General features: G+C 63.0%; 26 protein-coding genes. 12 read left to right on the forward strand and 14 right to left on the reverse strand.

Going from position 1 to position 26,418, the window contains the following annotated elements:
- Window positions 1-7: 7 nt before the first annotated feature.
- Together BLR34_RS03600 and BLR34_RS03605 are read left to right on the forward strand one after the other, a co-directional pair.
- Window positions 8-2,422: a penicillin acylase family protein gene (locus BLR34_RS03600; RefSeq protein WP_092699537.1), complete on the forward strand. Its 2,415-nt coding sequence runs from the start codon at window positions 8-10 to the stop codon at window positions 2,420-2,422.
- Window positions 2,419-2,778: a hypothetical protein gene (locus BLR34_RS03605; protein WP_092699539.1), complete on the forward strand. Its 360-nt coding sequence runs from the start codon at window positions 2,419-2,421 to the stop codon at window positions 2,776-2,778. The genes BLR34_RS03600 and BLR34_RS03605 overlap by 4 nt, the downstream gene beginning before the upstream one ends.
- A 1-nt stretch (window position 2,779) precedes the next feature.
- Here BLR34_RS03605 and BLR34_RS03610 read toward each other — a convergent pair whose 3' ends face one another.
- A complete protein-coding gene (locus BLR34_RS03610; protein ID WP_092699541.1) occupies window positions 2,780-4,129 on the reverse strand; it encodes a phosphohexomutase domain-containing protein in 1,350 nt (449 codons plus the stop codon).
- 101 nt (window positions 4,130-4,230) lie between these two features.
- On the opposite strand from BLR34_RS03610, the gene BLR34_RS03615 reads away from it, so the two are divergent.
- The gene (locus BLR34_RS03615; protein ID WP_092699543.1) at window positions 4,231-4,686 is read left to right on the forward strand and encodes a DUF5814 domain-containing protein; all 456 of its coding nucleotides are present in this window, start codon (window positions 4,231-4,233) and stop codon (window positions 4,684-4,686) included.
- A 2-nt stretch (window positions 4,687-4,688) separates the two neighbouring features.
- Here BLR34_RS03615 and ileS read toward each other — a convergent pair whose 3' ends face one another.
- The 5 genes from ileS to BLR34_RS03640 all read right to left on the reverse strand — a co-directional run bounded on the left by ileS (window position 4,689) and on the right by BLR34_RS03640 (window position 12,233).
- Complete coding sequence (gene ileS / locus BLR34_RS03620; RefSeq protein WP_092699545.1) at window positions 4,689-7,769, reverse strand: isoleucine--tRNA ligase; 3,081 nt, start codon at window positions 7,767-7,769, stop codon at window positions 4,689-4,691.
- A 261-nt stretch (window positions 7,770-8,030) separates the two neighbouring features.
- Entirely contained in the window at window positions 8,031-8,813 is a 783-nt protein-coding gene (locus BLR34_RS03625) for a class I SAM-dependent methyltransferase (protein ID WP_092699547.1), read from the reverse strand.
- Between the two features lie 49 nt (window positions 8,814-8,862).
- On the reverse strand, window positions 8,863-9,753 hold the full coding sequence (gene gnd, locus BLR34_RS03630) for a phosphogluconate dehydrogenase (NAD(+)-dependent, decarboxylating) (RefSeq protein ID WP_092699549.1): 891 nt from the start codon (window positions 9,751-9,753) through the stop codon (window positions 8,863-8,865).
- Window positions 9,754-9,951: 198 nt separating this feature from the next.
- The gene (locus BLR34_RS03635) at window positions 9,952-11,439 is read right to left on the reverse strand and encodes a PH domain-containing protein (protein ID WP_092699551.1); all 1,488 of its coding nucleotides are present in this window, start codon (window positions 11,437-11,439) and stop codon (window positions 9,952-9,954) included.
- Window positions 11,440-11,441: 2 nt separating this feature from the next.
- Entirely contained in the window at window positions 11,442-12,233 is a 792-nt protein-coding gene (locus BLR34_RS03640) for a PH domain-containing protein (protein WP_092699553.1), read from the reverse strand.
- A gap of 260 nt (window positions 12,234-12,493) precedes the next feature.
- Between BLR34_RS03640 and BLR34_RS03645 the strand changes: the two genes are divergently transcribed.
- Both BLR34_RS03645 and BLR34_RS03650 read left to right on the forward strand, forming a co-directional pair.
- A complete protein-coding gene (locus BLR34_RS03645; protein ID WP_092699555.1) occupies window positions 12,494-12,769 on the forward strand; it encodes a helix-turn-helix transcriptional regulator in 276 nt (91 codons plus the stop codon).
- A gap of 113 nt (window positions 12,770-12,882) precedes the next feature.
- Window positions 12,883-13,101, forward strand: coding sequence for a hypothetical protein (locus BLR34_RS03650; RefSeq protein WP_218120837.1), 219 nt, complete (start codon window positions 12,883-12,885; stop codon window positions 13,099-13,101).
- Between the two features lie 50 nt (window positions 13,102-13,151).
- Here BLR34_RS03650 and BLR34_RS03655 read toward each other — a convergent pair whose 3' ends face one another.
- Window positions 13,152-13,979 carry a hypothetical protein gene (locus tag BLR34_RS03655; protein ID WP_092699557.1) on the reverse strand — a complete coding sequence of 276 codons (828 nt, stop codon included), beginning with the start codon at window positions 13,977-13,979 and terminating at the stop codon, window positions 13,152-13,154.
- Between the two features lie 287 nt (window positions 13,980-14,266).
- Here BLR34_RS03655 and BLR34_RS03660 point away from each other — a divergent pair, with 287 nt between their 5' ends.
- The gene (locus tag BLR34_RS03660) at window positions 14,267-15,004 is read left to right on the forward strand and encodes a DUF1405 domain-containing protein (protein WP_092699559.1); all 738 of its coding nucleotides are present in this window, start codon (window positions 14,267-14,269) and stop codon (window positions 15,002-15,004) included.
- Here BLR34_RS03660 and proS read toward each other — a convergent pair whose 3' ends face one another.
- From proS to BLR34_RS03675, 3 genes are read right to left on the reverse strand one after another with little or no spacing between them, the layout of a single operon-like run.
- Window positions 15,005-16,462 (reverse strand): proline--tRNA ligase, encoded by a 1,458-nt coding sequence (gene proS / locus BLR34_RS03665; RefSeq protein ID WP_092699561.1) that lies wholly within the window; start codon window positions 16,460-16,462, stop codon window positions 15,005-15,007.
- A gap of 33 nt (window positions 16,463-16,495) precedes the next feature.
- A complete protein-coding gene (locus tag BLR34_RS03670; protein ID WP_092699563.1) occupies window positions 16,496-17,020 on the reverse strand; it encodes a GNAT family N-acetyltransferase in 525 nt (174 codons plus the stop codon).
- A gap of 37 nt (window positions 17,021-17,057) precedes the next feature.
- On the reverse strand, window positions 17,058-18,191 hold the full coding sequence (locus BLR34_RS03675; protein ID WP_092699565.1) for a hypothetical protein: 1,134 nt from the start codon (window positions 18,189-18,191) through the stop codon (window positions 17,058-17,060).
- A gap of 208 nt (window positions 18,192-18,399) precedes the next feature.
- On the opposite strand from BLR34_RS03675, the gene BLR34_RS03680 reads away from it, so the two are divergent.
- The 5 genes from BLR34_RS03680 (at window position 18,400) to BLR34_RS03700 (ending at window position 22,585) form a co-directional block, all read left to right on the forward strand.
- A complete protein-coding gene (locus tag BLR34_RS03680; protein WP_092699987.1) occupies window positions 18,400-19,194 on the forward strand; it encodes a 23S rRNA (uridine(2552)-2'-O)-methyltransferase in 795 nt (264 codons plus the stop codon).
- Complete coding sequence (locus BLR34_RS03685; RefSeq protein WP_092699567.1) at window positions 19,187-20,206, forward strand: AIR synthase family protein; 1,020 nt, start codon at window positions 19,187-19,189, stop codon at window positions 20,204-20,206. Before BLR34_RS03680 ends, BLR34_RS03685 begins: the two co-directional genes overlap by 8 nt.
- Before the next feature lie 92 nt (window positions 20,207-20,298).
- Entirely contained in the window at window positions 20,299-21,042 is a 744-nt protein-coding gene (gene fabG / locus BLR34_RS03690) for a 3-oxoacyl-[acyl-carrier-protein] reductase (RefSeq protein ID WP_092699569.1), read from the forward strand.
- Window positions 21,036-22,205, forward strand: a complete 1,170-nt coding sequence (locus BLR34_RS03695; RefSeq protein ID WP_092699571.1) for a thiolase domain-containing protein — start codon at window positions 21,036-21,038, stop codon at window positions 22,203-22,205. Before fabG ends, BLR34_RS03695 begins: the two co-directional genes overlap by 7 nt.
- Window positions 22,202-22,585 carry a Zn-ribbon domain-containing OB-fold protein gene (locus BLR34_RS03700; protein WP_092699573.1) on the forward strand — a complete coding sequence of 128 codons (384 nt, stop codon included), beginning with the start codon at window positions 22,202-22,204 and terminating at the stop codon, window positions 22,583-22,585. The genes BLR34_RS03695 and BLR34_RS03700 overlap by 4 nt, the downstream gene beginning before the upstream one ends.
- Window positions 22,586-22,589: 4 nt before the next feature.
- On the opposite strand, the gene BLR34_RS03705 is transcribed toward BLR34_RS03700, so the two are convergent.
- From BLR34_RS03705 to BLR34_RS03720, 4 genes are all read right to left on the reverse strand, one after another.
- On the reverse strand, window positions 22,590-23,216 hold the full coding sequence (locus BLR34_RS03705; RefSeq protein ID WP_092699575.1) for a DUF6517 family protein: 627 nt from the start codon (window positions 23,214-23,216) through the stop codon (window positions 22,590-22,592).
- A gap of 44 nt (window positions 23,217-23,260) precedes the next feature.
- Complete coding sequence (locus tag BLR34_RS03710) at window positions 23,261-24,322, reverse strand: methionine synthase (RefSeq protein WP_092699577.1); 1,062 nt, start codon at window positions 24,320-24,322, stop codon at window positions 23,261-23,263.
- A complete protein-coding gene (locus BLR34_RS03715; RefSeq protein WP_092699579.1) occupies window positions 24,319-25,314 on the reverse strand; it encodes a 5-methyltetrahydropteroyltriglutamate--homocysteine methyltransferase in 996 nt (331 codons plus the stop codon). Before BLR34_RS03715 ends, BLR34_RS03710 begins: the two co-directional genes overlap by 4 nt.
- A 120-nt stretch (window positions 25,315-25,434) precedes the next feature.
- Window positions 25,435-26,127 (reverse strand): SDR family NAD(P)-dependent oxidoreductase, encoded by a 693-nt coding sequence (locus BLR34_RS03720; RefSeq protein WP_092699581.1) that lies wholly within the window; start codon window positions 26,125-26,127, stop codon window positions 25,435-25,437.
- Window positions 26,128-26,262: 135 nt separating this feature from the next.
- Here BLR34_RS03720 and BLR34_RS16860 point away from each other — a divergent pair, with 135 nt between their 5' ends.
- Window positions 26,263-26,415 carry a DUF7837 family putative zinc-binding protein gene (locus BLR34_RS16860; RefSeq protein WP_176765232.1) on the forward strand — a complete coding sequence of 51 codons (153 nt, stop codon included), beginning with the start codon at window positions 26,263-26,265 and terminating at the stop codon, window positions 26,413-26,415.
- Window positions 26,416-26,418: the final 3 nt, after the last annotated feature.

The raw sequence follows: 26,418 nt of genomic DNA on the forward strand, positions 1-26,418 counted from the left end.
CAGGAGTATGGACCGAGACCTCGGCCGCCGGGCCTTCTTCAGCGGGCTCGTCGGCCTCGGAACTGCAGGCCTGTCCTTTTCTGCGGCGAACGGACCGCTGGGACAGTTTGCGCCGCTTTCTGGGTCTGTCTGGGAGTCAGCACACGCAGACAGACACGAGACAGTCGACAGTCCGTACGGCCCCGCGACCGTCCGATACGACGAGACTGGTGTCCCACACCTGAGCGCCGACGACGAACAGGCGCTATATTTCGCCGTGGGTTATACACAGGCGACAGACAGACTCTTCCAGATGGACCTCCAGCGACGGCTCTACCGCGGTGAACTCTCTGCTATCGTCGGTTCGACAGCGCTCGACACCGACCGCTTCCACCGCCAGATGGCGTTTGCCGACGCCGCCGAGGTGACCGCCGAGAGTCTGGATGGAACACCGGTCGCGCCGATTCTCGATGCCTACGCCGAGGGTGTCAACGCCGCCATGGAGAACGAGACCCTCTCGCTCGGATTCAAACTCCTTGGCTACGAGCCAGACGAGTGGACGCGAACGGACACCGCCCTCATCGAGAAAATCATCGCCTGGCAGCTAACGGGGAGTTTCCAGACACTGACTGTATCGCTTGTCCGTGAGCGCCTGGAGGGGTTGTTCAGCGAAGACCAGAGCGCGGCACTGACCGCAGAGCTGTTTCCCTCGCGGTTCGACGATGTCAGCCCGATACTCCGGGACCACCACGATGTGGGCGAGTTCACCGTTGGCGACGACGCCACATCATCACAGTCAGTCGAGAACAGAAACTCAGCCCCCGACAAGGCGCTCGTCGACTGGGTCAACCAGTTCGAGCCACCAGAGTCGTTCGGCTCGAACAGTTGGATTATCGGGCCAGAGTTAGCCGATGGCGACGCGCCGATTCTCTCGAACGACCCCCACCTCGGGCTTCAGGCTCCGCCGACCTGGTACGAGATGCATATCGACGGCCCAGACCACCGCGCTCGTGGGGCGACGTTTCCGGGCGCTCCCGTGGTCGTTATCGGCGAGAACAACGACGGTGCATGGGGATTTACCAACGCAAACGCCGACGTTATCGACTTCTATACCTACGACCACGACGGCGACACCTACCAGTACGGCGACGAGCGCCGGGAGTTCGAGAGCCGGACCGAAGAAATCGTCGTCGACGGTGGACCGAACGAGACAGTCGAGATACGCAAGACGGTCCACGGCCCAGTCATCGAGGAGGAAAAACAGGAAGTCGGCGTCGCCTGGACCGGTCACACGGCCACAGAGACGATGCTGTCGCTGTACGACCTGAGTCACAGCAGCGGCATAGACGACGCCGTGGCCGCCGCCGAGCGCTTCGAGTCGCCGACCCAGAACATGGTGTATGCAGACCGTGACGGGAACACGCTCTACTACATGACGGGCCGCGTTCCGATTCGTCGAATCGACGGCGAGATGGTCAGCGGTGACCAGATATTCGACGGCTCTGCACAAGAAGGCGAGTGGGACGGATTCGTCCCCTTCGGCGAGTCGAGTTGGGAGGGGTTCGTTCCGCAGTCGGCAAACCCGAAGGTGCGAAACCCCCGCTATCTCGCCACCGCCAACCAGCAAATCGTTCCCGACGACCAACTCGATTACTACCTCTCGGCGGGATACGCTAGCCCGTACCGCGGGCGGCGTATCTACGATTTGCTCGACCAGCGAGTCGCCGACGGCGAGCCGATAGACATCGAATTCCTCAAGCGGGTCGCCCGTGACACGTTCGACGGCCGCGCGGAGCGACTGGTCGAGCCGCTGGTCGAGGCCGCACGCGACGGGGGCGAAGAGCTCCAAACGACTGCAGACCTGCTCGACTCCTGGGACTACCACCTCGACGCCGACTCCAGAGCTGCGCTCGTCTGGGAGCTGTGGTTCGACAACTACCGAGAGGAACTGTTCGACGAAACATTCGACGACGCCGACCTCGACTCGTCGTACTACCCACAGGACGGGGCACTCGTCCAGCTCGGCGAGGGAAGCGCCTGGTTCGGGTCACGGGGCCGTGAGGCGGTGATGCGAACGGCACTGGAGCAGACAGTGTCCGACCTCGCGGAGATAGACGCCGAGGTGTACGGAGACGTGAACCACACTGGCCACATCAGTCACCTGACCGAGCTCGGATTTCTCGGCTACCCGAGCTATCCGCGAGGAGGGTCAGACCAGACGGTCTGGAACTACGACCGGAACGGCCCGTGGGGCGGAAGCTGGGAGATGCACGCCGACTTCGACGGCGACTTGCTCGGCATACTGCCGGGGGGCAACTCCGGGCGGTACTTCTCAGACCACTACGACGACCAAATCGAACGGTGGGCGAACGGCGAGTACCGCACGCTATCGCGTGAAATCGAGGGTGACGTTGCCGTCGAATTCGTGGAGGGAGACGAATGAGCGGCCACGCTGACGAGGAGTCGCCGTCCTGGCTCGCTGTCGTCCGAGCGAACGACCGGTACCACTGGATTGCACTGGTCTCGGCCTGTATTCTCGGCCTCGTCCTGGCGACAATCCACTGGGTCGGGCTCGTCCTCGGTGGCGCGTTCGTCGGCGTTCTGGCGACGACTCTGAAGCGAGCGCTGCTCTCGGGTGCCGGGTTCGGAATACTGGTGGTCGTCGTCTGGGCTGGGCTGTTACGATTTGTCGGGAGCTTTGGCGATGTAACCGCGATGAACGAGATAGCGCTCCTGCCTGTCGGTATCGCACTCGGGCTGGCGCTGCTGGGGAGTACGCTCCGCGGTGCGCTCGCGTGAGTCAGACCGTGCACCGCACCAGTTCGCTGACGGTCTCGACCAGGTCGTCGACCGCCTCGCTCTCGGCGTAGACGCGGATGTACGGCTCTGTCCCACTCGGCCGGACGAGCGTCCAGCCGTCGTCCGGAATATCCAGACGGATTCCGTACTCGGTCTCGACCGCGGCCTCGGAGAAGTGCTCGGGGAGTGTGGTTTCGAGTTCTGCCATGACAGCCGACTTTCGCTCGTCGGGACAGTCGACGCTCACTTTCCGGTAGGGTCGTTCTTGCACCGGTTCGCGGAGCGCGTCGAGACTGGATTCCGCGACGAGTCGTACCAAGAGCGCAGCCGAGGCGACCGAGTCAATCCAGCCGCCGAGCGCGGGGTGGATGTGTTTCCATGGCTCGGCCGCGAAGGCTATCGCCGTGTCGTCGGTTCCGGCCGCCCTGGCCGAGGCGATTCCCTCGTGGAGCGCGCCGAGTCGGACCCGCTCGACGCGGCCGCCTGCCGCCTCAACCCGGTCGTCGATGCGTCCCGAGGCGTTCGGTGTCGTGACGACAACGGGGTCGGCGGCCTCGCTCGCTCGGACGGCGTGCTCGGCGAGAATTGCGAGCACGGTATCCTCGTGGACGACTTCGCCGTCGCTGTCGACGACGACGATACGGTCTGCGTCACCGTCGTGGCCGAGCCCGAAGTCGGCGGGGCCATCGGCCACGTACCGCCGGAGGTCGGTGAGGCTCTCTGCGGTCGGCTTGCTTTCCCGTGCAGTGAACCGGCCGTCGACGTTCGCGTTGAGCGACTGCACGTCGGCACCGAGCGTCGTCAACACCTGTGGGACGGCGAGACTCGCCATCCCGTTGCCACAGTCGACCGCGACGGTCATCGCTGGTGTCTCGCCGTACTGACTCGCGTAATCGACGACTGCAGTCCGGTACTCCGCGAGTACATCGACCGATTCGGTGTTCCCCCAGGTGTCCCAGTCGGCGGCCGCCTGGTCACGTTCCACGCGGTCCTCGATGCGGCGCTCGGCGTCTCTGTCGTACTCCTGGCCGTCCTCGAACAGCTTGATGCCGTTGTCCGAGGGCGGATTGTGGCTGGCCGTGAGCATGACGCCGTGTCGGCCCCGGGAAGCGTAGGCGAGTGCCGGCGTCGGGAGCTGGTCGGCCCGGTACACCGTCGCCCCCGCGCTGGTCACGCCGGCCTCGACTGCTGTCGCGAGCGCCTCGCCCGTCTCCCGGCCGTCGCGCCCGACGACGACGGTGCTGTCGGCGTCTCTGGCGTCGGTTCCGACCGCGCGCCCGACCGCAAGCGCGAGTTCGGGCGTCACCTCTGTCACTGGGCCGCGAATTCCTGCTGTCCCGAACAGTTCCATGCGAGGGGGTAGAGAGCCGGTGTATATATGGGTGGCTCTTGGGACCGACCGGACCCGAACCGCGGCGCTTTAATCGCTGAACCGCGTGTACTGAAATACGCGTGGCTATCACGGACAAGATATACGTCAAAAACCACCAGCAACTCGCCTCACAGCTGGAAACGTCGTTTCCCAAAAGCGCGTTCAGCGGCGCGACACTCGATATTCTCTTCCAGGGCGAGGGGCTGGCCAAACTCGACGAGGCGACCCAGGACCGCGTCCTCGATTTCGCCGAAGACTTTCTCGACTGCGACTGTCAGGCGAACCCACACTGTGGCTGTGCCGAGCGCAAGTTCATCCGCTACCTGCTCGAACTCCGCGAGCAGGGGATGGGGCCGGACGCCATCGTCGACGTGATGGGCGAAGAATACATGCTGTATGCCTACCCCGGCGACGTGCTCTCATTTCTGGACAACTCGATTCGGACCCTCGAAGCCGCAGAGATGCTCGCAGACGTCGACGACCACCCCGAAAAGGCCGACGAACTTCGAAGCGTTCGTGAGAACCTGGCTCGCTGAGTTTACGTCGAACGCCGCACGCCGACCGAGACCGTCGTATCCGCGACAGAGAGGGTCGTCGACTCCGCGGCCTGGTCGTCCCCGGTGACGACATCGCTGGCACGGGTCTCTGTTGCCAGCTCCTCGCGGTAGCGCTCGACTGCCTCCTCGACGAGCGTGCCGTCGGCGTCGACGGTCAGCACGACCGATTCGTCCATCTCGACGCCGAGGCGGTCGCGCAGTTTCTGAGCGCGCCGACGGAGGTCGCGATAGACGCCTTCGCGTTTCAGTCCCGTCGTCATCGTCGTGTCGAGGTAGACTGTCCCGTACTCGAAGTCGACAGCCTCGACGGCGTCGGGCGTCTCCGTGGTCACTTCGACCATCTCGCCCGTCACGGTCCGTGGTTCTCCGTCGACCGACACCGTCGCCGGGAACTCGGTGACCTCGTCCGTCCGGAGCGCTGCTGCGACCGCCGGCGCGCCCTCGCCAAACGCCGGCCCCAGCGCGTCCATCTGGGGTACGGGACTCTCATCGGTCCGGTCGTACTCACTGGTGACGAGCACCGACTGTGTGTTGAGCCGGTCTTCGAGCAGGTCGCGGTGGTCGCGGACCGCTTTCGCCGTCGTCTCGTCGTCGGTCTCGACCACGACCTCGACGACCGGCCACCGCCGCTTTCGCCCGGCCCGCTGTCTGGCCGTGGCGGCCGCCTCTTCGAGCGCACTCACCCGTTCGAACCGTCGTTCCAGCGCCGGGTCCCGGAACCCGTCGACCTCGGGGAGCCCAGTGGCGTGGACGGTGTCGGACCGCCCATCGAGCGCCTGATAGAGCGCCTCGGCCAGAAACGGGGTGAACGGAGCGAGCAGTCGCGTTCCTTCGTGGACGACCGTCCCGAGCGTATCGTAGGCAGCCGTCGAGCCGTCCCACACGCGGTCGCGCACGGCGCTCACGTACGTTCGCGAGACATCTTCGACGAGGAACGAGAGCACCGCGTCGAACGCCCGGTCGGTGCGGCGGTTCTCCATGGCCTCGTCGACCGCTTCGACAGTCGTCTGCAGCCGCGAGAGCACCCAGTCGTCGAGTGCAGTCCGCTCTGTGGGAGTCGTCTCCACGGCGCGTGTCGGCGACCGGTCATCGAGGTCCATGTACAACAGCGCGAAGCGATAGACGTTCCAGACCACGTCGAGCTTGTCGGCGACGGTCGCGACGCCGCTCATCTCGCTGTCGAGGCCCACGTCTTTGGTCGGGTTGTGCGAGAGGAGGTGTCCGCGGAGCGCGTCGCGACCGTGTTCCTCGACGACCTCGGGCGGACGCAAGACGTGTCCCGTCGATTTCGACATGGCCTCTCCGTCGAGCATCGCGAACCCGTGCATCAGCACCTCCTCGTAGGGCGCGCGGTCACCGAAGACGACCCCCATGTACAACTGCATGAGGAACCAGCCACGCGTCTGGTCGTGACCCTCGACAACGAGGTCGGCGGGCCAGTGCTCGGGACACTCCGGCGGCCGGGTCCGCTCGGTCGCCCAGGCGGCCACGGCGGAATCGAACCAGACATCCAGCACATCTTCCTCCCGCCGGGCGGTGTCGCCACACTCGGGGCAGTCGACGGTCAGTGAGTCGACAGTCGGGCGGTGGAGGTCATCCGGTGTGTCGACTCCGGACAGGGCGGCCAGCTCGGAGGCGTCGCTCACGACCACGTCCTCGCCACATCCCTCACAGACCCACACCGGGACCGGCGTCCCCCAGTAGCGCTGGCGAGAGACGTTCCAGTCGGGCGCGTCCTCGACCATTGGCCTGAAGCGGTTGTCGCGTGCGTCGTCGGGATACCACGTCGTCTCGCCGACGGCGTCGAGAAGGTCGTCTTTGAACTCGTCTACCCGGACGACCCACTGGTCGGCCGCGCGATACACCACCTCCGTCTCGCATCGGGGGCAGTGAGGATACTCGTGTTCGTGGCTGTGTGTGGCAAACAGCGCCCCGGCCTGCTCCAGAGCAGACAGTACCTCCCGGCGCAGCTCTGTGACACCGAGCCCGGAAAACGGGCTCTCGGGTTCGGCGAAGACGCCGGCCTCGTCCAGAGGCGCGTACGCGGGGAGGCCCAACTCGCGTCCGCGCTCGAAGTCTTCCCGACCGAACCCGGGCGCGGAGTGGACCAGTCCGGTTCTGTCGAGTTCGACATACGGCGCGTGTGCAACGCCGCCATCGCGAGACGGAACCCCCTCGGCCAGGTTGGCAGCCAGTGGGTTCCGGTACTCCCAGCCGACCAGTTCCTCGCCGCGATAGCGGTCCCGGACGGAGTACGCTTCGACACCGAGTTCGTCGAGAGCCACATCGAGGCAGTCGGCCGCGAGATAGAGGAGTCCCTCGGGAGTCTCGACGGCCACGTAGGCCGCCTCGCGGTCGACGGCGACGAACTGATTCGCCGTCACCGTCCATGGAGTGGTGGTCCAGGTGAGCAGGTACCCCTCGCGGTCACAGAGCGGGAACCCGACGTAGGCCGCCGTCGACTCGCGGGTGTCGTAGCCGAGGCGCGTCTCGGCGACAGACGTTTCACAGTCCGGGCAGGTATTCACCACGCGTCGCTCCCGGCGGAGCAAGTCGCGGTCGTACAACTCTCTGAAGGCCCTCCAGACGACCTCGATGTACTCGCTGTCCATCGTCTGATAGGGGTCGTCCCAGTCCATCCAGACCCCGAGGTCGGCGAACTCCTCGTCCATCGACTCGCGCTGGGCCTCGACGAACTCCCGGCAGTCGGCGACGAAGCGCTCAACGCCGTACTCCGCGACGTCCTGTTTCGACTCGACATTCAACTCCGCTTCGACGCGTCGCTCGACGGGGAGTCCGTGCGTGTCGTAGCCGGGTCTGGCGAGAACGTTTCGGCCCTGCATCCGGTAGTACCTGAGGAAGGCGTCTTTGAGCACTTTCCCCCAGGCGGTGCCACAATGCATCTGACCGCTGGTGTTCGGGGGACCGTCGACGAAGTAGAACGGCTCACCGTCGGCTGTGGCCCTGGCGGCTTGCTGGGACGCCTCCACGGCGTCCCAGTGGTCTTTGACGTGCTGTTCGACTCGGTCCGAGTCGTAATGCTCGGGTAGTGTGTCTGTCATCGTATCTGTTTTTGTACATACGCGTGGCTGGCGAGCAATGCGAACCGTCGTGGTCCTTACGAACGGCGTTCCTCCGAGACAGCAGAACCGAGACTTGTCGCTGGAAGGTCGCTGTCTTCGAATTTCGACCGAACAGAAGGAGATGAATCTGGTGCCCCGTTACGGGGCAATACTGGTGCAAGCGCGCCCGCCGGAGAGGGCTTTACACCTCATCTTACATTTTCCTTACTCGTCATAGTATATAAACATTTCGCGAATCAGCTATCGAACGACACCGTCGACGAGGAGGTACTCCACGCGGACGGTGTTGTCGGCAAACCACTCCTGGAGGCAATCGAGGGCATCGTGTCGGAGTCGCTCTCTGGACTGTTCCTGGTCGAGTCGCTGGAGAGCGGGCGAAAGCGGGCCGGCCTCCTCGGCGAACTCCTGCCAGAAGTGCTGTGGCGAGACGTACCGGAACCTGAGGACACGCCGCTGGAAGCTGAGTTCACACCGGTCGCCGAGTATCTCTCGGACGAACTGTGGCGTCCCCCACCGCAGGTGTCCGCGAGGGTCGTGGTCCGGGTAGGTGGCGTGGTCGGTGAGGATGTCCGTCAGCGCGCCGACGAGACCGTTTGGCGACCACGCCGTGAAGGCAATCTGACCGCCCTGACGAGTCACGCGACACATCTCGGCTGCGGCCTCGTCGGCGGCCGGCGCGAACACGTGCCCGAAGTTCGACATCGCGGCGTCGAATCGGTCGTCGTCGAACGGGAGCGATTCCGCGTCACCCTCAGTCCAGTGGATGTCGTCGTAGGCGGCCAGTCCCGCGTTCCGGCCGGCGAGTTCGAGCATCGGCTGGCTGGCGTCGAGGCCGACCACGTCTGCGCCCCGTCTGCGTGCAGTGAGTGCGACGTTGCCGGTTCCACAGCCCACGTCGAGGACGCGGTCGTCTGGGCCGATACCGGCCGTACTGACCAGTCGGGCGGTCGCAGGCAACAGGTTCGACGCGAGCGATGGATACTGCCTGGTCGACCAGATATGTGTGTCTCTGGACTCGGACATTATCACAGCACAGGGGAGGGAGCTAATTCAATCTGTGCTCTCGGGACAGTCAGGTACGGCGGACCTCGTGGCGGCCAAAGCCGTATCGCAGTCTGTTCACGAGCCGACGGGAGAAGCGGTCGTTTCTGCTCGCGAACCGCTCGGCGAGGGACTGGTAGATGAGCGGGAGCGGGACCCCCTGTTCGAGTGCTTCCTGGACGGTCCAGGTCCCGGTCGACCCGCCGGCGACGTGGTCGGCTACGTCACCGAGGTCGCCACCCTCCTCACGGAACGCTTCCTCACAGAGTTCGAGCAGCCACGAGCGGATGACTGCGCCGTTGTTCCAGGTTTTCGCGACGGATTCGAGGTCGAGGTCGTACCGCCCCTCCTGGAGCAGTTCGAACCCCTCGCCGTACGCCTGCATGAGCGCGTATTCGACGCCGTTGTGCACCATCTTGACGTAGTGTCCCGCTCCGCTCTCGCCCATCCTGTCGTGACCCTGTGGTCCGGTCGCCACAGCGTCGAACACCGGTTCGAGTTCCTCGTAGGCCCACGCCGGCCCACCGACCATGAGCGAAAAGCCCAACTCGGCGCCAGCAGGCCCGCCACTGGTGCCACAGTCGAGATAGGCCGCCTCGGTACCATCTGCCCGGCGAACCGAGTCCTCGAAATGCGAGTTCCCGCCGTCGACGACGATATCATGCGTGTCGAGTGACGGCTCCAGTTCGTCGAGAGCGGCATCGACTGGGTCGCCTGCTGGCACCATCAGCCAGATGCGTTTCTCGGCACCGAGCTGGTCGGTCATCGCCGCGAGGGAGTCCGCTCCCGAGGCACCGGTCGCTTCGGCTCGCTCGACAGCCGCTTCGTCTACGTCGAACGCGACAACGTCGTGACCCGCAGAGCATACCCGGTCGACGACAATCTGTCCCATCCGGCCGAGGCCGATAACTCCGAGTTCCATATCTGTCACTCACAGGGCGGGAAAGTAGTGGTTGTGATTCACGCCAGCAGTATCTCTGTTCGTCCTCAAAAAGACGGGAAAGATGTGGTGGGGGGTGGGGAAAGAGGGGGGAAGGGGGGAAGTGGCACCCAAAACGGGTGCATCAGGGGTTAGATGGGTATTTTATAAGAACTTTCTGGTCTGGTCGTCGTCCCGCGGTCAGTCTCCGGGGCGTACAGAGCGTCGCTTGGTCGTTTGGCGCTCTCGTGCCGAGAGCTGGAACCTGTCGTGGACCGTCTCGTGTAGCTGACGTGCCGCCTCGATATCTATGTCGAGTGCGACACCGTTACCGCCCCAGAACCCGCCGGAACTCGCCGTATCGACGACCAGCGTGCCGAGCCGGCGGCGTCGCTGGAAGACCGTCTGTGACACAGAGACCGTCTGTACCCGGTAGTAAGGCACAATTGTCGTCCGCCGGGTCCAGAATCCCGACCGGGTGATGACGTAGTTATCGTCGCAGTAGTACCCGAGGTTCGCCCACTTGAGGTGGGCCGCAGGCGGGACCAGTACCCAGAGGGCAACCCCAAGGTACCAGTCAGCCAGCGTGCCGGTCGCCAGATGCACACTGCCGAGAAGCGCGACCAGTATTCCGACGACAATCGTGTACCGTCCGACGTAGCGAACCCGTGCACGCTTTGGCGGCCGACTGAACGATATTTCCCCGAAGTTCTCGATAGTGCGGGCGAGTTCGAACAGTCGAGCCTGCTTGGCGATGGGAATAGCAGACTCGATATCGTCGCTGCCCTGTCCGGGGGCGTATCCCGCCGTTTCGATAGCGAGATTGCCATAGCCAACAGCCCGGGCGATGACGTTTTCCCGAATCATCAGCGTCTGAATCTTCGAGAGCGGTATCGTCCCGTTGTACTGCTGGAGGAGTCCACGCTGGTAGCGCAACTCGTCTTCGTGGCGAACGAGTCGAAACCCGTAGTACCGCAACACCGCTTGAATGCCACTGAGGACCCACAAAACGACCAATGCAACTGCAGCGAGCGCGGGGCCCAAAAACAGTAACACGGCGAGTCGTGGCGACACCTGCTCGGCGGCGACCGGTGTTCCGAGGACGACAAAGAGGAGCACCACCAGTCCAAACAGGTTGAAATTCGCCGACGTGAGGCCGAGAACAGTGAGTTCGCTGCTATCGAGGTCGAACAGCGCATCGTCAGACCCGCCGGGGTCACGTTCCGACTCGCCGTGTTTGCGCTCGCTGACGATTTCCTGTATCCGCGTCGCCTCTTGGCGTTCGACATACCGGAGCCGTGCCTCTGTCTCACCGCCGCCTGCTGTTTCGAGTCGTACCTCGGCGATACCCAGTGCGCGCTGGAACACGTTCTGTGCGATATCGACGTTCTGGATGCGGTCGAACGGAATCTCTCGCTCGCGCCGTGAGAAGACGCCCGAGTATATATCGAACGTGTCCGGCGAGATGCTGTATTCGTACCGTTTGACGTAGGCCAACTCCCAGATGGCAACTGCAGCGAGCCCGAGCAAGACAAACGAGACAAGCACGATGAGGTCCATCCCCGAGCTGCCAGCACTCCCCTGACCGCCGTCGCCAGTCGAGAACAGCGCCGAGATGACCACGATACCGACGATTCGATACGCGTTCTCCAGAATCCGGTATGGAACAGAGCGGTAATCGAGGTTCATCGTCAGACGGCGTCGTCTCCCTCGGCCTCGATTGCGAGTTCTTTCACCCGACGTTGCAAGTCTCGAGCCTCAGTCGGTTTGAGCCCGGGTATCGACACGTCAGCACCTCGCGAGCCGGCGGTGTAGACGACCAGCGTCGACAGCCCCAACAGCCGCTCGACCGGACTCCTGCTCGTGTCGACGTGCTGGACGCGGACGTAGGGAACGAGTGACTGGACGTGTGTGACGACGCCGCGTTCGAGATAAATCGCGTCCGCTCGAATCTGGTAGACCCAAAGCCGGTAGTGGAGAACAACCCACACGAACCCCACGAGCAAAAGTGCGCCAGTCACAGCCCCGGACCACAGCGGCGCGACGTTCAGCGCACCCAGCCCCCAGACCGACACCAGGCCGGCAACGAGTGCAGTGACGATGACCCTGAGCGCCCAGCGAATCTGGACGAGAGGGTTGAGCGAGCGCCGGTCGGTCGTGTATTCGTGGAGTTTCTCGGCCGGGATTTCTCCCGACAACAGCGTTTCACCAGACGGCAGATACGCGCCGAGGTCGACCCAGTCGTCGGCCCCGGTTGCCTCCTCGGCTATCGAGACGGCAGCGGTGGACTCGTCTTGCAACCGCCGTTCGGACGTTACAGCCGGGTCGGCACTGTCGGTCTCCGGGCCGGAGTTCGGTGGTTCGACTGTGCGCTCGCCCTGCCAGGGACGTTGCCCGTCAGTGCCGGAGCCATCGCGGTCACGACTCTCGTCTCGACGCCCGGCCGACGACCGGTCGTCGATGTCGTCGTGTCCCTCAGTCATTGGTGATACTCGGGCCGGTACACTGTTAAGTTCCGGGGTGTGCGACAGGAGTCGCGGCCGCGAGATTCCCAGCATCAAAACCTATAATCCAGCTTTATAATCCTCTAACTGCATACAATAATATTCAAATAATGATTTATCGATAATTACAACTAAAATAGACGTGAGCGAGAGAAACAGACAAAGGGAGTACTGCCATGTTCACGACTCGATGGACAACTTTAATATATGTCGGTATTATCTGTTAAGTGCACTAATACATGTACGACTTGACGGGATTCCAGCGGGACCTGCTTTACGTGGTCGCGGGAAAGGAGGAGCCACACGGGCTCGCTATCAAGGAGGAACTGGAGAACTATTACGAGAGTGAGATTCACCACGGTCGTCTGTATCCGAATCTCGATACGCTCGTCGAAAAAGGTCTCGTCGAGAAGGGCCAACGCGACAGGCGGACGAACACGTACGTTCTCACGCGCCGTGGCGACCGAGAAATCGAGGCGCGCGACGAGTGGGAACGACAGTATGTCGACAAGTAGCTGCTCTCAGGCTTCTCCGAGGACTTTGTCTGTCGTCTGCTATCTTTGAACTTGGTTTTTAGACTGGGTACATTCCCGGAAGCTTCATACTCGGCTCGATAATACGGGCGAGCATGGAGTTGACACGCGGCCTCTTTCCGAAGCTGCTCGTCGGGACGTTCGTGGTGGCGATTCTGTCGTTCGTGGTTCGCGGATTCAGCCAGCTTGCCGTCGGACAAGAGACCGCACAGGTGCTGTCTGCGCCATTCTTTGTCCTTGCGTTCGGGCTCGCTGTCCTCGCGTTCGTGCTCTCTGTCCTCGTGCAACTCGGCGTCGTCGACACTGACGCCTGAAACTGATTGTACACGCGACAGGGCCGGGCACAAACGCTGTTCGGTCGGCGTCACTCGGGGCCGAAATCCACACCGTCCTGTTGTTCGGCATGCATTCGGCGAATAGCTGCGCGTCCGTTACCAGCCTGGTATCCAAACAGGACGCTCTTGGCGTACTCCTGGGCGACCTCGGTTGCGTGGACGAGATTGTCTAGGTCGATGTTGATTGCGTACAGTTCGATGCTGAACGGCGTGTCGAGGCGGTCCTCGAACCCAGTGGCGATAACCTCGACCCAGTACGTTGTCTCGTACGCCATGTCGTAGATAGGGACGACGAATTCGTCGACGTACTCCGACAGCGCGTCGAGGTCGATTCCGCTCCGGCGTGCGAGATGCCCGGGGTACGGGTCCGGGTAGAGCGTCAGATAGAGGTCGCCGGGAATCCGCTCGCGGGCCTCGGCAACGAAATCGGTGATGACCTGCTGTCTCCAGCGTGTCCGGTCCTCGAACTCGCTTGCCTCGAAGCGGCGCTCACACCGGTCACAGTGGCAGTACTCCTCGCGGGGAAACCCGACATCGTCGAGTCGGACGTTCTCGTCTGCCTCGACGGCGTCGTCTATCATCTCCAGAACCCCCTCTCGATAGGTGTCGTCGGTCGGACAGACGTAGTCCCAGTCGAAGTAGTCTCGGTCCCGCGTCGCGCGCTCGCCCTCGGCAGAGACTGGAGCCAGCGACGGGTCCCCCTCGACAGCCGCGTTGTCGCCGAAACACGAAATCATGTTGACCGCGCCGGCGACCGGGGTAGTTGCGCGCCCGGTCACGTCTTTCATCTCGAAGAACACGCGCTCGAACTCCTCCCACGACACCTCTTCCTCGTTTCGGGTGACGACGCCGTACATGCACGGAAAAACGGACTCCAGCAATGTAACTGTTCGAGAAATCGGTTGGCTATCGATACCTCAACGACCCCCTCAGTCCTCGATGACCAGCTTGTACACGAGAACGATTGCTACCAGAGCGAGGGCGACCTTGACTTTTTTCGACATGCATCCCCCCGTAGACGGCATTCGATAATAGCTTTTCCGGAACCCGTATCTCAGTCTCGACTCTGTCGTCGCTGTCGAGGCGTCCGTTTATCGGGCCCCGCTCCGTGAGCACTTTGGTTCCCCCGGTGTAACCCCGCCGTATGGGTCGGGACGAGTCGCTTGGCTGGCGCATCGAAGCGGTAGTTGCACGGTACACCAGCGGCTCACTCCCGCCCGAACGGGACCGACCGCTGGCGCTGTCGCCGCTGCCAGCCTGGCTCGAAAACGTCGCGTTCCACCTCGTGTGGGTCATCGTCGCCGTCAATCTCGCCGGGACCGCCTTCGGCTTCTACTATTATATTCCACAGCTCGAAGAGACACCGATTATCATGTGGCCGATTGTGCCGGTCAGCCCACTGGCGACGATGTATATCGGGCTCTCACTCGCAGCCTGGCGGCTCGGGTACAGGGGGTTCCTCGCGCAGGTGTTGCACGTACTCGCGTTCGTCGGCTGTCTCAAGTACGGACTCTGGACTGTCGTCGTCCAGTCGTTTATCGAGGAGTCGAGTACGATTGCACTCTGGCTCTGGCAGTTTCTCATCTGGAGCCATCTGGCGATGGCTATCGAGGCCTTTCTCGTCACACGATATGCAAAATTCTCGTTGTCTGCGGTCACCGTCGGCGTCGGCTGGTACGTGTTCAACGACCTGCTCGATTACTTCGTTCCTGTCTTCGACGGCCCACATCATACGTGGCTGAACGTCCTCTTGGTCGACGGTGAACAGGCCACCCCCAGTCCGGCGTTCGAGATGGTCGCTGGCTCCGCTGTTGGGCTGACGGTACTCGGGACAGTACTCTCGTTAGTAGCCTGGCGCGTACTGAAAGCGACCCCGAACTAATCAGTACGTCTTCGCGAAGTAGGCCGTCTCCTCGGCGTCCTCGCCACAGATGGCACACTCCTCGTGAATCGGCTCCTCGTCGCGGTCGAGCGGAACCATCACGATTTCAGCCGCGATTGCGTCTTTGACCGGTTCCTCGCAGGCCTCCTCGCCACACCAGCCACACTTGACGTAGCCGCCGTGCTGGCCGATAGTGCCGAGAATTTCCTCGCGACTCTCTGCCTCGCGAATCTCACCTTCGAGGGTCTCCTCCGCGCTGGCATACAGCTTTGCGAAGACGGTGTCGAGGTGGTCCTCGGTCGTCTCGGTGATGGTCGTCGCGTCGACGGTTTCGCTCTCCCCGTCGGGACGATGGACGAGTGTTGCGGTCTCTTCGTCCATCTCGTTTGGCCCGACCTCGATACGTAGCGGGACGCCCTTGAGTTCCCATTCGTTGTACTTGAAGCCGGGATTGCGGTGGTCGCGGTCGTCGAGGTGGACGCGGATGCCCGCGTCGTCCAGCGTAGATTCGAGTTCCTCGGCGTAGCCGAGAATCTCGTCGACGTTGTCGTCCTGCCAGATGGGGACGATGACGACCTGCGGGTCCGCAAGCGTCGGCGGAAGAACGAGTCCCTGGTCGTCGCTGTGAGTCATAATGAGTGCTCCCATCGCGCGCCAGGAGAGTCCCCACGATGTAGTGTGTGCCGTCTGTTCGTCCTCGTTTTCGTCGATGTAGGTGATGTCGAATGCCTCGCCAAAAGAGGTCCCGAGGTAGTGACTCGTCCCACCCTGGACACTCTTGCCGTCTGGCATCAGCGCCTCGACAGTCGTCGTCGTGTGCGCGCCGGGGAACTTGTCGTGGTCCGGCTTGCGGCCTTTCAGGACGGGCATCGCCAGCACGTCCTCGTAGACGCGCTCGTACTGCTCCAGGCGGAGCATCGTCTCCTCCCAGGCCCCGTCGCTGTCCTCGTGAGCAGTGTGCCCTTCCTGCCAGAGGAACTCCTTGGTTCGGAAGAAAGGCTTGGTCTCGGTGGCCTCCCAGCGGACCACCGAACACCACTGATTGAGTCGCAACGGAAGGTCTCGGTGCGAGCGCGTCCACTGTGACATATACGGCGCGATAATCGACTCACTCGTCGGCCGGACAGCGAGGCGTTCATCGAGTTCGTCGTATCCGCCCTGCGTGACCCAGGCGACCTCGGGGTCGAAGCCCTCGACGATGTCTTTCTCCCGTTCGAGGTGGCCTTCGGGGATGAACAGCGGGAAGTACGCGTTCTGGACGCCGGTGTCTTTGAACCAGCCGTCGAGGTGGTTCTGGATGCGCTCCCAAATCTGGTAGCCACGAGGGCGCGTGACGATGAAGCCGCCCATCGGCGCATAGTCTGCGAGTTCGGCCTTCTGGACGACTTCGGCGTACCAGTCGCCTGTGCTGTATTCTTTGGACTCGGTGATGCCGAGTTCCTGTTCGCTGTCGCTCATTGGCTGAGCATGCGTGAGGCACGTATAAACAGCCTACGCTCTCCACTCCTCGGCTAACAGACCGTACCGAATCGCATCGACGTACTCGCCGTTGACGAATATCTGGTCACGGAACCGACCCTCCTGCTCGAAGCCGAGTGTTTCGAGCAGCCCCTGAGAGGCCTCGTTGGTGGCAAACACGCCGGCGACGACCTTGTGACAGCGCCGCTCCTCGAAGGCGTAGGTGAGAGCCTGTGAGACGGCATCAGAGCCGTAGCCGTTCCCCTGCTCGTCTGGCACGACCCAGTAGCCAATTTCCACACGGCCAGCGGTCTCGTCCCAGTCGAACAGCGCGACCGCACCGACCGGCTCGTCGTCGGCGCAGATGAGGAGGTTCACACTCTCTTGCATGTACCCCTCGAAGTCGTCTTCGAGGTCGCCGGCGGTTTTCGGCTCGGTACGACCCAGCGGTTGGCGCACGTCGGGATGGTTGTAGTAGGTCTGGACGAACGACAGGTCGTCTCGTTCGAGCGGGCGGAGCGTGACGCCCTCACCGTCGAGAAATACCGGTCCAGGCATAGCAGTACTCGCTCCGGGCAAGCTAAATATCTCGTGGTTACCCCTGGTAGTGGAACTCGACGGCGAGGGGTTCGCCGCTGACGATACCGTCGTAGACGAAGCGGTATCGCCCGGCCTGGAGGTCGGGACAGACCCGGAGTGTCTCCTCGTGTGCGTGTCCCGAGACGACGCCCTCTTCGGTCATCTCGAAGGTCCATTCGAATCCACCGCCCGGGCGGTGTTCGATTGCCTCGTCCGTGTACCCGACTTGTCGGCCGTCGGTCCCACGAACGGGCTGCCAGCCGTCCGTCGTCAGCACCTGGAGTGTCCACTTGTGCCGGTTCCCGGTGTGCTGGGTGTTCGTCGAGACGTTCCACAGCGTGACCTGCACCTCGTCGCCGCTCGGCGTCTGGACCCGCATCGCGTAGGTCAGCTCTTCGTCGTCGTGAACCTCGCCTATCGCGGCGTTCTCGGGACCGGTGAGGCGCTCGAAGCCATCGTCGTCACACGAGAACTCCGCCACCCGTGGCGGGTCACCACCGGGACGGACGTGACCGGGGAGGTGCTTGGGGTCGACGTAGCGCCCGTCGGCGGCGATTTCGGCGGACTCGCCCCAGCCGTCGGTGACAGAGACCGTGGCATCAGTTGGCAGACCGTCGGCAGTGACGCGAACCAGCGCCGACGGATACGTCAGCATTGTGGCACACATCTCGTCGTCCTCGCTGGTATCGACTGCGCTCGCGGTAGCGACGATACTGTCGTTCTCGATACCGACCTCGGCGACATCGAGTCGGCGGTAACACGCATTTGGCGCTGCGGTCTGGACGTAGACCAGCGAAGACGCGTCCGGGTCGCTCTCGTCGAGCCAGGACCGGAGGCCATCGATTTCACGGGGGTCGTCGACCATCCAGGGCTCGTCATACTCGTCTTCAAGCACGGTCACGAAGCCGGTCGCGCTCTCGTCGCGTGCCCAGAGCGGGCGGCTCGATGTCGGTGGGAGATGAAAGACATCGGACGCTATCTCGGCCGTTCGGTTCTCCGGGTCGTCGTCGGGAGTGTCGTCTGGCGTATCAGTTCCGTTCGGGGTGTCGTCCGTCGTGTCGTTTCCGTCGTCGTCGGAGTTGCCGATACAGCCGGCGAGACTGACCGTCGCGCCGGTTGCAAGCAGTAGCTTGCGGCGGGTGACCTGCATCTCTACTCGGACCAACAACGGGCACTGATAAACGCCTTCGTGTGGGTCAAATGCCTGTTTGACTCTCGTCGCCGGATAGAGCCGAGATACCGCTCTCTCAACAGCCCTACAGCCCGGGCGGCAATTCCGACGTGCCTTTCCCGGTCGGTGTCGTTATCTGAGATATGAACAGCGCTTCGCCGACAGCACCGCTGTCGTGGTGGCAACGATGACTGGAAAAGACGAGTACTACAACCGAGCGAAACAGCAGGGTTACCGCGCTCGCTCGGCGTTCAAGCTGGCACAGCTCGACGACCGGGCCGACCTGCTCGACCGCGGCGACACCGTCGTCGACCTCGGTGCCGCGCCGGGCGGGTGGACCCAGGTCGCCGCCGAGCGCGTCAGTCACGAGGGGACCGTCGTCGGCGTCGACCGCCAGCGAATCGACGAACTCGACGAGGCCGACGCGACCGTCGAGTACGTCCGTGGCGACATCACCGAAGAGCGGACCAGAGATGAGATTAGAGAGGTCCTCGGGGGCGACGACGAGCGGCCGGTCGACGTGGTTGTCTCGGATATGGCACCGAACATGACCGGCGACTACGACCTCGACCACGCCCGGTCTGTTCACCTGGTCCGCCAAGCCCTCGATGTGGCCGAGGACGTCCTCTCTTCTGGCGGCGACTTCGTCGCCAAGGTCTTCGACGGCCGCGACCTGGACGACCTCGAAGCCGACATCGACGAGGCATTCGAGTACGTCCGCCAGATGCGCCCGGACGCGTCGCGTGACGAGTCCTCTGAGCTGTATCTCGTGGCACGCAATCGACTGACTGCCCCGGTTCGCGCCGGCGACGAACTCGAGGTCGACGTTGTCGACACCGGCTCAGAAGGCGACGGTATCGCCCGTATCGACGGGTTCACCGTATTCGTCTCGGGTGCCGAGAAAGGCGAGACGGTCCACGTCGAAATCGAGGACGTGAAACCACGGTTCGCCTTCGCGGCCGTGACTGAGGAAGATGCCTGAGACCGGTAAGATAGACCGTAGCTTCTTCGAGAACGTCATCGCCTCGCGGCTGGGTGCGTCTCGAACAGACGTATCGACCGGACCGGCACACGGCGTCGATTTCGGCGTCATCGACGTGGATGGCGCCGCCCTCGCGCTCGCGACAGACCCTATCTCGGTTCTGCCAGAGCTTGGCTTCGAGCGCGCCGGTGAGTTCGCCATCCGATTCGTCCTCACAGACGTTGCCGTCTCGGGACTGGACCCCTCGCATCTCGCCGTCTCGTTCGCGCTTCCACCGGAGATGACAGACGAGGAGTTCGGCGCTGTCTGGACGGCTATCGACAGAGAGTGTCGTGACCTCGGCGTCGCCGTGACGACCGGTCACACTGCCCGCTACGACGGCTGTACGTTCCCGTGGGTCGGTCACGGGACGGCGATGGCTGTCGGCGAGCACGACGACATCATCTATCCGAACGGCGCTACCCCGGGCGACGTGGTACTTGTCACGAAGGGGCCGGCGGTCGAGGCGGTCGGATTGCTGACGACGTTGTTTCCCGACCACCTCTCGCTCGACGAGTCCACGCTTGCAACCGCCCAGTCACGGCTCGACGAGACGGGCGCGGTGCGGGACGCGAGAGCCATCGCCAGTATCGAGGGCGTGACTGCGATGCACGACGCCACCGAGGGCGGACTCGTCGGAGCGTTCCACGAGATGGCAGGAAGCGCTGGCGTCAGGTTCGACATCGCCACCGACGGCATCCCGGTCAGACCGGGCGTACGCGAAGCGACGGACGCACTCGGAATGGACCCCTGGCGTGCGACGTCCTCGGGGACGCTGGTCGTCACGGTCGACCCCGGTCACAGCGACGCCGTTCGTGACGCACTCGCCGAGAGAGGAACGCCGGTCGGCGTCGCCGGTGTCGTCGAAGAGGGTAACAGCGTCGTCGTCGACGGCGAGACCACCGACCCGCCAGAGTCCGATGCATCCTGGCCGGTCTACGAGCGCCTGCTCGACGAACACGAGCGTCGATAGGGAGCATCTCGGGGATGGAGCGGCACTTTATTTGAGTGGAAAGTAGGTCGAAACTACATTTATGGTGGTGGCCGTCGAACGCCGAGATACAGATGTTACTAGACGACCGAACCTGTCTTGTTACAGGCGCATCGAAAGGAATCGGGCGAGGTATCGCCGAGGAGTTAGGCACACACGGAGCGAACGTCGTCGTCAACTACCGGTCTTCGGAGGAGGCTGCTCACGAAGTTCAGGACGCTATCGAGGAGGGGCCCGGCTCGGCGGTCACCGCACAGGCCGACGTGTCGGACTTCGAGGCAGTCCAGGCGATGTGTGACGGCGTCACAGAAGAGTTCGGCCAGGTCGACGTACTCGTCAACAACGCGGGCATCACCGTCGACAAGAAATTCGAGAACATGGAGCGCGAGGACTGGGAGCGTGTTATCGACGTGAACCTCGGCGGCGTCTACAACTGTACGAAGGCCTGCTTCGAAGACCTCAGAGAAGCCGAGAACGGTCGCCTCATCAACATCTCGTCGGTGGTCGGCCAGCAGGGGAACTACGGGCAGGCAAACTACGCGACGACAAAGAGCGGCCTCTTTGGCTTTACCCGGACGATTGCGCTGGAGCTGGCACACCACAACTCGACGGCCAACTGTGTCGCGCCCGGCTTTGTTAAGACTGATATGCTCGCAGAGGTACCTGACCGTGTGAAAGAGCAGATTCTCGAACGGATACCGCTGGACCGCTTCGCCGAGGTCGACGACATCGCCGGTATCGTGCGGTTTCTCGCAAGCGAGGAATCGAGCTACATGACCGGCCAAGTACTGGGCGTCAACGGGGGCATGGAATGGTAAACGACGTCAAAATTGCGGGCGTCGGGATGACGCCGTTTGGCCGCCACAGAGAACGGACGGTCCGAGAGATGTTCGGTGACGCCGCTGGCGAGGCCTTCGAAGACGCAGACGTGCCACGCGATGCCGTCGAGGAGGTCTTTTTCGGCAATTACATGGGCGAGTTCGCCGAGCAACAGGGCCATCAGGGCCCACTGGCCGCGGAGGCTGCTGGCGTGCAGGCACCGGCGACGCGCATCGATAGCGCCTGTGCCTCAAGTGGGGTGGCTGTCCGCCTGGGCTATGAGAAAGTCCGCAGTGGGCTGGCAGACGTGGTACTCGTCGGCGGCGGCGAGCGCATGACGAATCTCTCGACGCCCGACGGCACCGAGGCGCTCTCGGCGGCTGCCGACGCCCTGTGGGAGATTCGTGCGGGGATGACGTTCCCGGGAGCCTACTCGCTGATGGCGAATCGCTACTTCCACGAGTACGGCGGCAGTCGGGAAGACCTCGCCCACATCGCCGTCAAGAACCACGACCACGCCGTCGACAACGAACTCGCGCAGTTCCAGCGGGCGATTAGCGTCGAGGAAGTCCTCGACGCTGCGACCATCTGCTCACCGTTTGGCATGTTCGACTGCTCGCCGATGAGCGACGGCGCGAGCGCGGCACTCCTCGTCAGTGACGAGTTCGCGGCCGAACACAATCTCGACGCGCCGGTCCGAATCAGGGGGGCTGGCCAGCACAGCGACAACTTCGCGCTCGGTGACCGCGCGTCAATGTGTCACACGCCGGCAGCCGACCGGGCGGCCGAGATGGCCTTCGAGGACGCAGGCATCGGACCAGACGACATCGACGTGGCCGAGGTACACGACTGTTTCACCATCGCCGAGGTACTCGCGCTCGAATCACTCGGGCTGTATGAGCCCGGTGAGGCAATCTCGGCGGCCCGAAACGGGGAGACGGCCATCGACGGCGACCTCCCGGTCAATCTCTCCGGCGGCCTGAAAGCCAAAGGTCACCCGGTCGGTGCGACCGGTTGCGGGCAGATATCCGAGCTGACGAAGCTGCTCCGAGGCGACCACGTCAATTCCGACGCAGTCGAAGACGCGACTACCGGCGTGACCCACAACGCGGGTGGGACCGTTGCAAGCTGTGTCGTTCACGTCCTGGAGGTGGACGGATGAGCTACGACGCACGTGACGACGGCTACGACGACTTCCTCGATGCCGTCGAAGATGGTGAGCCGTACTACCTCGAGAGCCCGAGCGGCAACGGCTGGCTGCCGCCACGGAACTGTGACCCCGAAACCGGCGAGACCGACCTCGTCGAGAAACCCCTGCCCGAAACTGGCGACGTGTTGACACAGACGACAACCCACGTCTCGGGGCCGACCTTCGCCGACGACGCCCCCTACGTTGTCGCCGTCGCGTCGTTCGGCCCGGTCAACATTACCGGTCAAATGCGTGGCGTAGACGACGTCGAAATCGGACAGCAGGTGACACTCGGTATCGACCAGACGGAGACGACAGGCGACCGTGTCATCGTCTTCCGACCGGTCGAGTAGTCGGTCACGCTGACTCGGACGGATGTTCGATGGCACCGACGAGGGCGTCGATGGATTCTGTCTCGTCTATCGCTTCAGGGTGTGTCCCAATAGCCGCGAGCAGGTCACCGTCGTTCGAGAACTGTCCGAGGTGGACGGTGGCAGTCACCGACTGACTCGCAATCTGGCGCTCGGTCCGGAACCGCTCGAAGGTGACCTCGCTGCCGAGCGCCTCGACGGTCCGTGACCCCTGCTTGTCGAGGCTCGCGCCACCGCCCGCGACGCGTCCGAGCAACTGCTCGGCACCGAAGTCGTTGAAGGGGTTGATTTCGTTACCTGCGACGGTCACACTCGGCGTCGAGAAGAGATAGAACTGCGCCGCGTCGGGACCGAAACCGCCCGCAGGCTTGCCAAACAGCACGAGCCAGTTGGTCAGGCTGAGGTCACGAGACTGCCCCACCGCCTCGACTGTCTCGGTGAACTTAAGCTCCTCTGTGCTGCGGTGCTCGAAGCCTCGCTCGTCCAGCGTGCTCGCCTCGACGCTTGCGGGAGATGCCGCCTGTTCGAAACTCCCCTGCAGGAGGCCACAGCCAGCGAGTGATACGGCACCGGCAAGCCCCAGCGCGCCGAGAACGTCCCTGCGTCTGTGCATGTCACCACAGAGAACGAGCGTCCCTAAATGCTTTGTCGCCCGCGTCAGTCGTCGGCAGGAACGGGAGCCTCGCCGTACTCGATTTCGCCGGCGTCGAGGTCGGCCTCGATTTCTCGGGCCGCGGTGACGAGGTTGTCCATCTTCTGGAAGGCAGCCTCGCGGGGGAGGAGTTTGAGCCCACAGTCCGGGCTGACTGTCAACTGCTCAGGCGGGACGACCTCCAGACCCTTCTTGATGTTCGCTTTGATTTCCTCGACGGATTCGACCTCTTTGTCGTGGACGTCGACAACACCGAGCGCGAGGTCTTTCGTGAACTCCGTCTCTTTGAACACATCGAGCTGTTCGTAGTCGCCGTTACAGAGCTCCACGTCGAACTCGTCGACGGGGAACTCCAGAATATCGGGATAGATACGCGAGTAATCGCCATAACAGACGTGGAGACCGACACGCACGTCCTCGGGGATACCGTCGACGATGCGTTCCAGACACTCACCGACGATAGCGTGGTCGTCGGGCGTCGTCGCCAGCGCCGGCTCGTCGATTTGGATGTAGCGTGCGCCGGCGTCGACGAGCTGTTCGACCTCCTCGTTGACGAGGTCTGCGAACTCGTACGCTGCGGTCTCTTCGTCCTCGTAGACCTCGTTGAACGACCAGCTCGCGAGCGTGTACGGCCCCGTGATGGGGACCTTCACCGGGCGTTGGGAGACATCACTGGTGAACTCGTACTCGGAGACCAGCCACTCCTCACCGTAGGAGATGTCGTCGACGACACTTGGCTTGTCGAAGTAGTTGTGCCCCCAGACCTTGACCGGGCCGTTACACTCACAGCCGTCGATACGGTGAGCGAAGTATTCGACCATCTCGTTGCGCCGCATCTCGCCGTCGACGACGACGTCGATGCCGGCGCGCTCGTGTTCGTTCGTAATCAGCCGGGACGCATCGTCTTTCGCCTCGTCGAAGCTTTCGTCGTCGAACTTCGAATCCTCGTCGTTCCAGAGGTCACGTGCCCGGTGGAGCCACTTCGGTTTCGGGTACGAGCCGACCACTGTCGTCAACAGGAAGTGGTCGTGTGGGTGGTCGTCTGGGCGGAACTGTTCGCGCGTCATGCGACCACCTCCTGTCTGGTCGCCTCACCGAGCGCGTCGAGTTTCTGCTCGAATTTGGACACCGGCAGATAGGACAGCTCGACGTTCGCCGTCGCGTAGACCGTGCCGTACTCCTCAGAGGGCGTCTGCCCCTCGAACCACTCGATGCGTTCTCGGACGGTTTCAGCGTCCTCGACGAGTGTATTCTTGCCGTCGACGATGCCAAGCGCCACGTCGTCGGTGGTGCCGTACTCTTGGGCGTTGTAAACGTTCGAGTCGTGGTCAGCAATCAGGTCGAACCCGAGTGCCTCGAAGTCGGCATCGAGCAGGTGTGCGTAGACGTGTTCCTCCAGTGCACCCCAGTAGGGGAAGACGACCACGTCCGCGTCGGTCGCCGATGCCACCGTGTCGACAGCCGTCGACACCTGTTCACCGCGGTCGTTCTCGAAGGGATTTTCGACGAGCGACGGTTCGAGCAAGAAGACGGTCTCGACACCCTCGAATGCGTCGAGTTCGCCGGCGAGGAACTCCGCGATAGCCGCCAGAAACTCGTCCTCGTCGCCATAGTAGTCGTCGGTAGCGAGGTCGGCAAGCGAGTACGGCCCCGGGAGTACGCCCTGAAGCCCGGCCCCAACGTGGTCACTCGCCTTGTCGAGTTCGGCCGCAACGTCGCCGTCGAAGGTCAGTTCGTCGGTGACGACCGGCTCCCGATAGAAGTTGTTGTTGTTGTAGTATCGGACGATACCGCGCGTCTCGACGCTGTCGTGGACCGCAAGCGGATGGGCGATGAAATCGTCCCACCGGCCCTGTCCTTCTACGATGCGGTCGAGTTCGGCCTCCTGTTGTCGTGCGATGAGTTCTTCGCGTACCTCGGCGTACACCGACTCGATTTCTTGGGACTCGGTCCCGTCGATGAGGTCTTCTCGCTGATTGCCCTTGAGGTCCTGTAGCTGCTCTTTCGACCAGTCCGGCAGCGGGTACAGACCCGGGCTCGTTGCGACGTACTGTGTCATGTACAGCACGGTACGTAATGCACTGATATAATATTTGCTATTCTATTATTCTTCACAGTTATTTCAGGTGCGGACCACCGCTCTAAACAGCTGTTTGCAAGCAGAAAGCGAGCCGTCGGTTCAGCGCTGGGCTTTCCGGAACGCTCGGCGGTCGATGACGCTTCCGTCCAGTTCCTCCGCCGGTGCGTCGTCGAGTACCCACCGGTACTGCTCGACGACGTTTTCGGGGTCGTGGCCGTCAGGTCCCGACAGCTCCGTGGCGACGAGACCGGGGTCGATGACACAGACATCGTACGGCGTGTCCGTGGCAAAGCCGCGGGCAATCGCCTCGGCAGTCGCTTTCGAGACTGCATACGAGCCAAAGCCTTCGGCTTTCTTCCGCGCGACTGCGCCCGAGGAAACGACGAGCCGCGCGTCGTCAGCCAGGTGCGGCACCGCCTCTCGGAGCGTCGCGAACACGCCGCGGCCGTTGGTCTTCAGGTGGTTGTCGTACGCCGCGTAACTCTCTTGGTCCAGAGGTGTCTCGCCGGTATCGCCGTGATAAACCCCTGCATTGGCGACGACAGCGTCGATGTTTCCTCCCTCAGACGCCGCAATCTCCATCAGGTGTTCGACATCGTACTCGTCTCGAACGTCTGCCCGTTTGGCGGTCACGTCCCCGCCTGCCTCCGAAATATCGGCAGCCGTCTCCTCTAAACTGTCTGCGTCCCGGGCACAGATGACGACGTGGGCACCGGCAGTTGCAAAATCGAGCGCGACTGCGCGGCCAATTCCCGTACTCGCTCCAGTAACCACGACGGTTTTTCCGTCCATACCGTCTCATATGGCGTGTTCCCTATAGTACCTCCCGGTCCCTGCAAGGTGACGACTCGTCTGACCGGTGTCTGACACAGGCTTATGTAGATAGCCCACGTTACCGGAGATGAGACACGCAACTCAAATTCCGATATGACTGTCGACAACACCATACTGGGGCGGTGCCCGGACTGTGACGAACCAATCTCGGAAGCCGAGATGGTCATCGACTACAAGAGCGAGCGGGGCAACCGTATCACCGCAGCTACGTGTCCATCGTGTGTGACGGTTGTCACTGTCGTCTAGACG

This window comes from Halovenus aranensis, from assembly GCF_900100385.1.
Taxonomy (GTDB): domain Archaea; phylum Halobacteriota; class Halobacteria; order Halobacteriales; family Haloarculaceae; genus Halovenus; species Halovenus aranensis.

Excerpts from the sequence above, each read along its gene's own strand:
- BLR34_RS03600 (WP_092699537.1), top strand. The coding sequence starts at position 8 with ATGGACCGAGACCTCGGCCGCCGGGCCTTCTTCAGCGGGCTCGTCGGC.
- BLR34_RS03605 (WP_092699539.1), top strand. The coding sequence starts at position 2,419 with ATGAGCGGCCACGCTGACGAGGAGTCGCCGTCCTGGCTCGCTGTCGTC.
- BLR34_RS03610 (WP_092699541.1), bottom strand. The coding sequence starts at position 4,129 with ATGGAACTGTTCGGGACAGCAGGAATTCGCGGCCCAGTGACAGAGGTG.
- ileS (WP_092699545.1), bottom strand. The coding sequence starts at position 7,769 with ATGACAGACACACTACCCGAGCATTACGACTCGGACCGAGTCGAACAG.
- BLR34_RS03625 (WP_092699547.1), bottom strand. The coding sequence starts at position 8,813 with ATGTCCGAGTCCAGAGACACACATATCTGGTCGACCAGGCAGTATCCA.
- gnd (WP_092699549.1), bottom strand. The coding sequence starts at position 9,753 with ATGGAACTCGGAGTTATCGGCCTCGGCCGGATGGGACAGATTGTCGTC.
- BLR34_RS03635 (WP_092699551.1), bottom strand. The coding sequence starts at position 11,439 with ATGAACCTCGATTACCGCTCTGTTCCATACCGGATTCTGGAGAACGCG.
- BLR34_RS03640 (WP_092699553.1), bottom strand. The coding sequence starts at position 12,233 with ATGACTGAGGGACACGACGACATCGACGACCGGTCGTCGGCCGGGCGT.
- BLR34_RS03645 (WP_092699555.1), top strand. The coding sequence starts at position 12,494 with ATGTACGACTTGACGGGATTCCAGCGGGACCTGCTTTACGTGGTCGCG.
- BLR34_RS03650 (WP_218120837.1), top strand. The coding sequence starts at position 12,883 with ATGGAGTTGACACGCGGCCTCTTTCCGAAGCTGCTCGTCGGGACGTTC.
- BLR34_RS03655 (WP_092699557.1), bottom strand. The coding sequence starts at position 13,979 with ATGTACGGCGTCGTCACCCGAAACGAGGAAGAGGTGTCGTGGGAGGAG.
- BLR34_RS03660 (WP_092699559.1), top strand. The coding sequence starts at position 14,267 with ATGGGTCGGGACGAGTCGCTTGGCTGGCGCATCGAAGCGGTAGTTGCA.
- proS (WP_092699561.1), bottom strand. The coding sequence starts at position 16,462 with ATGAGCGACAGCGAACAGGAACTCGGCATCACCGAGTCCAAAGAATAC.
- BLR34_RS03670 (WP_092699563.1), bottom strand. The coding sequence starts at position 17,020 with ATGCCTGGACCGGTATTTCTCGACGGTGAGGGCGTCACGCTCCGCCCG.
- BLR34_RS03675 (WP_092699565.1), bottom strand. The coding sequence starts at position 18,191 with ATGCAGGTCACCCGCCGCAAGCTACTGCTTGCAACCGGCGCGACGGTC.
- BLR34_RS03680 (WP_092699987.1), top strand. The coding sequence starts at position 18,400 with ATGACTGGAAAAGACGAGTACTACAACCGAGCGAAACAGCAGGGTTAC.
- BLR34_RS03685 (WP_092699567.1), top strand. The coding sequence starts at position 19,187 with ATGCCTGAGACCGGTAAGATAGACCGTAGCTTCTTCGAGAACGTCATC.
- fabG (WP_092699569.1), top strand. The coding sequence starts at position 20,299 with ATGTTACTAGACGACCGAACCTGTCTTGTTACAGGCGCATCGAAAGGA.
- BLR34_RS03695 (WP_092699571.1), top strand. The coding sequence starts at position 21,036 with ATGGTAAACGACGTCAAAATTGCGGGCGTCGGGATGACGCCGTTTGGC.
- BLR34_RS03700 (WP_092699573.1), top strand. The coding sequence starts at position 22,202 with ATGAGCTACGACGCACGTGACGACGGCTACGACGACTTCCTCGATGCC.
- BLR34_RS03705 (WP_092699575.1), bottom strand. The coding sequence starts at position 23,216 with ATGCACAGACGCAGGGACGTTCTCGGCGCGCTGGGGCTTGCCGGTGCC.
- BLR34_RS03710 (WP_092699577.1), bottom strand. The coding sequence starts at position 24,322 with ATGACGCGCGAACAGTTCCGCCCAGACGACCACCCACACGACCACTTC.
- BLR34_RS03715 (WP_092699579.1), bottom strand. The coding sequence starts at position 25,314 with ATGACACAGTACGTCGCAACGAGCCCGGGTCTGTACCCGCTGCCGGAC.
- BLR34_RS03720 (WP_092699581.1), bottom strand. The coding sequence starts at position 26,127 with ATGGACGGAAAAACCGTCGTGGTTACTGGAGCGAGTACGGGAATTGGC.
- BLR34_RS16860 (WP_176765232.1), top strand. The coding sequence starts at position 26,263 with ATGACTGTCGACAACACCATACTGGGGCGGTGCCCGGACTGTGACGAA.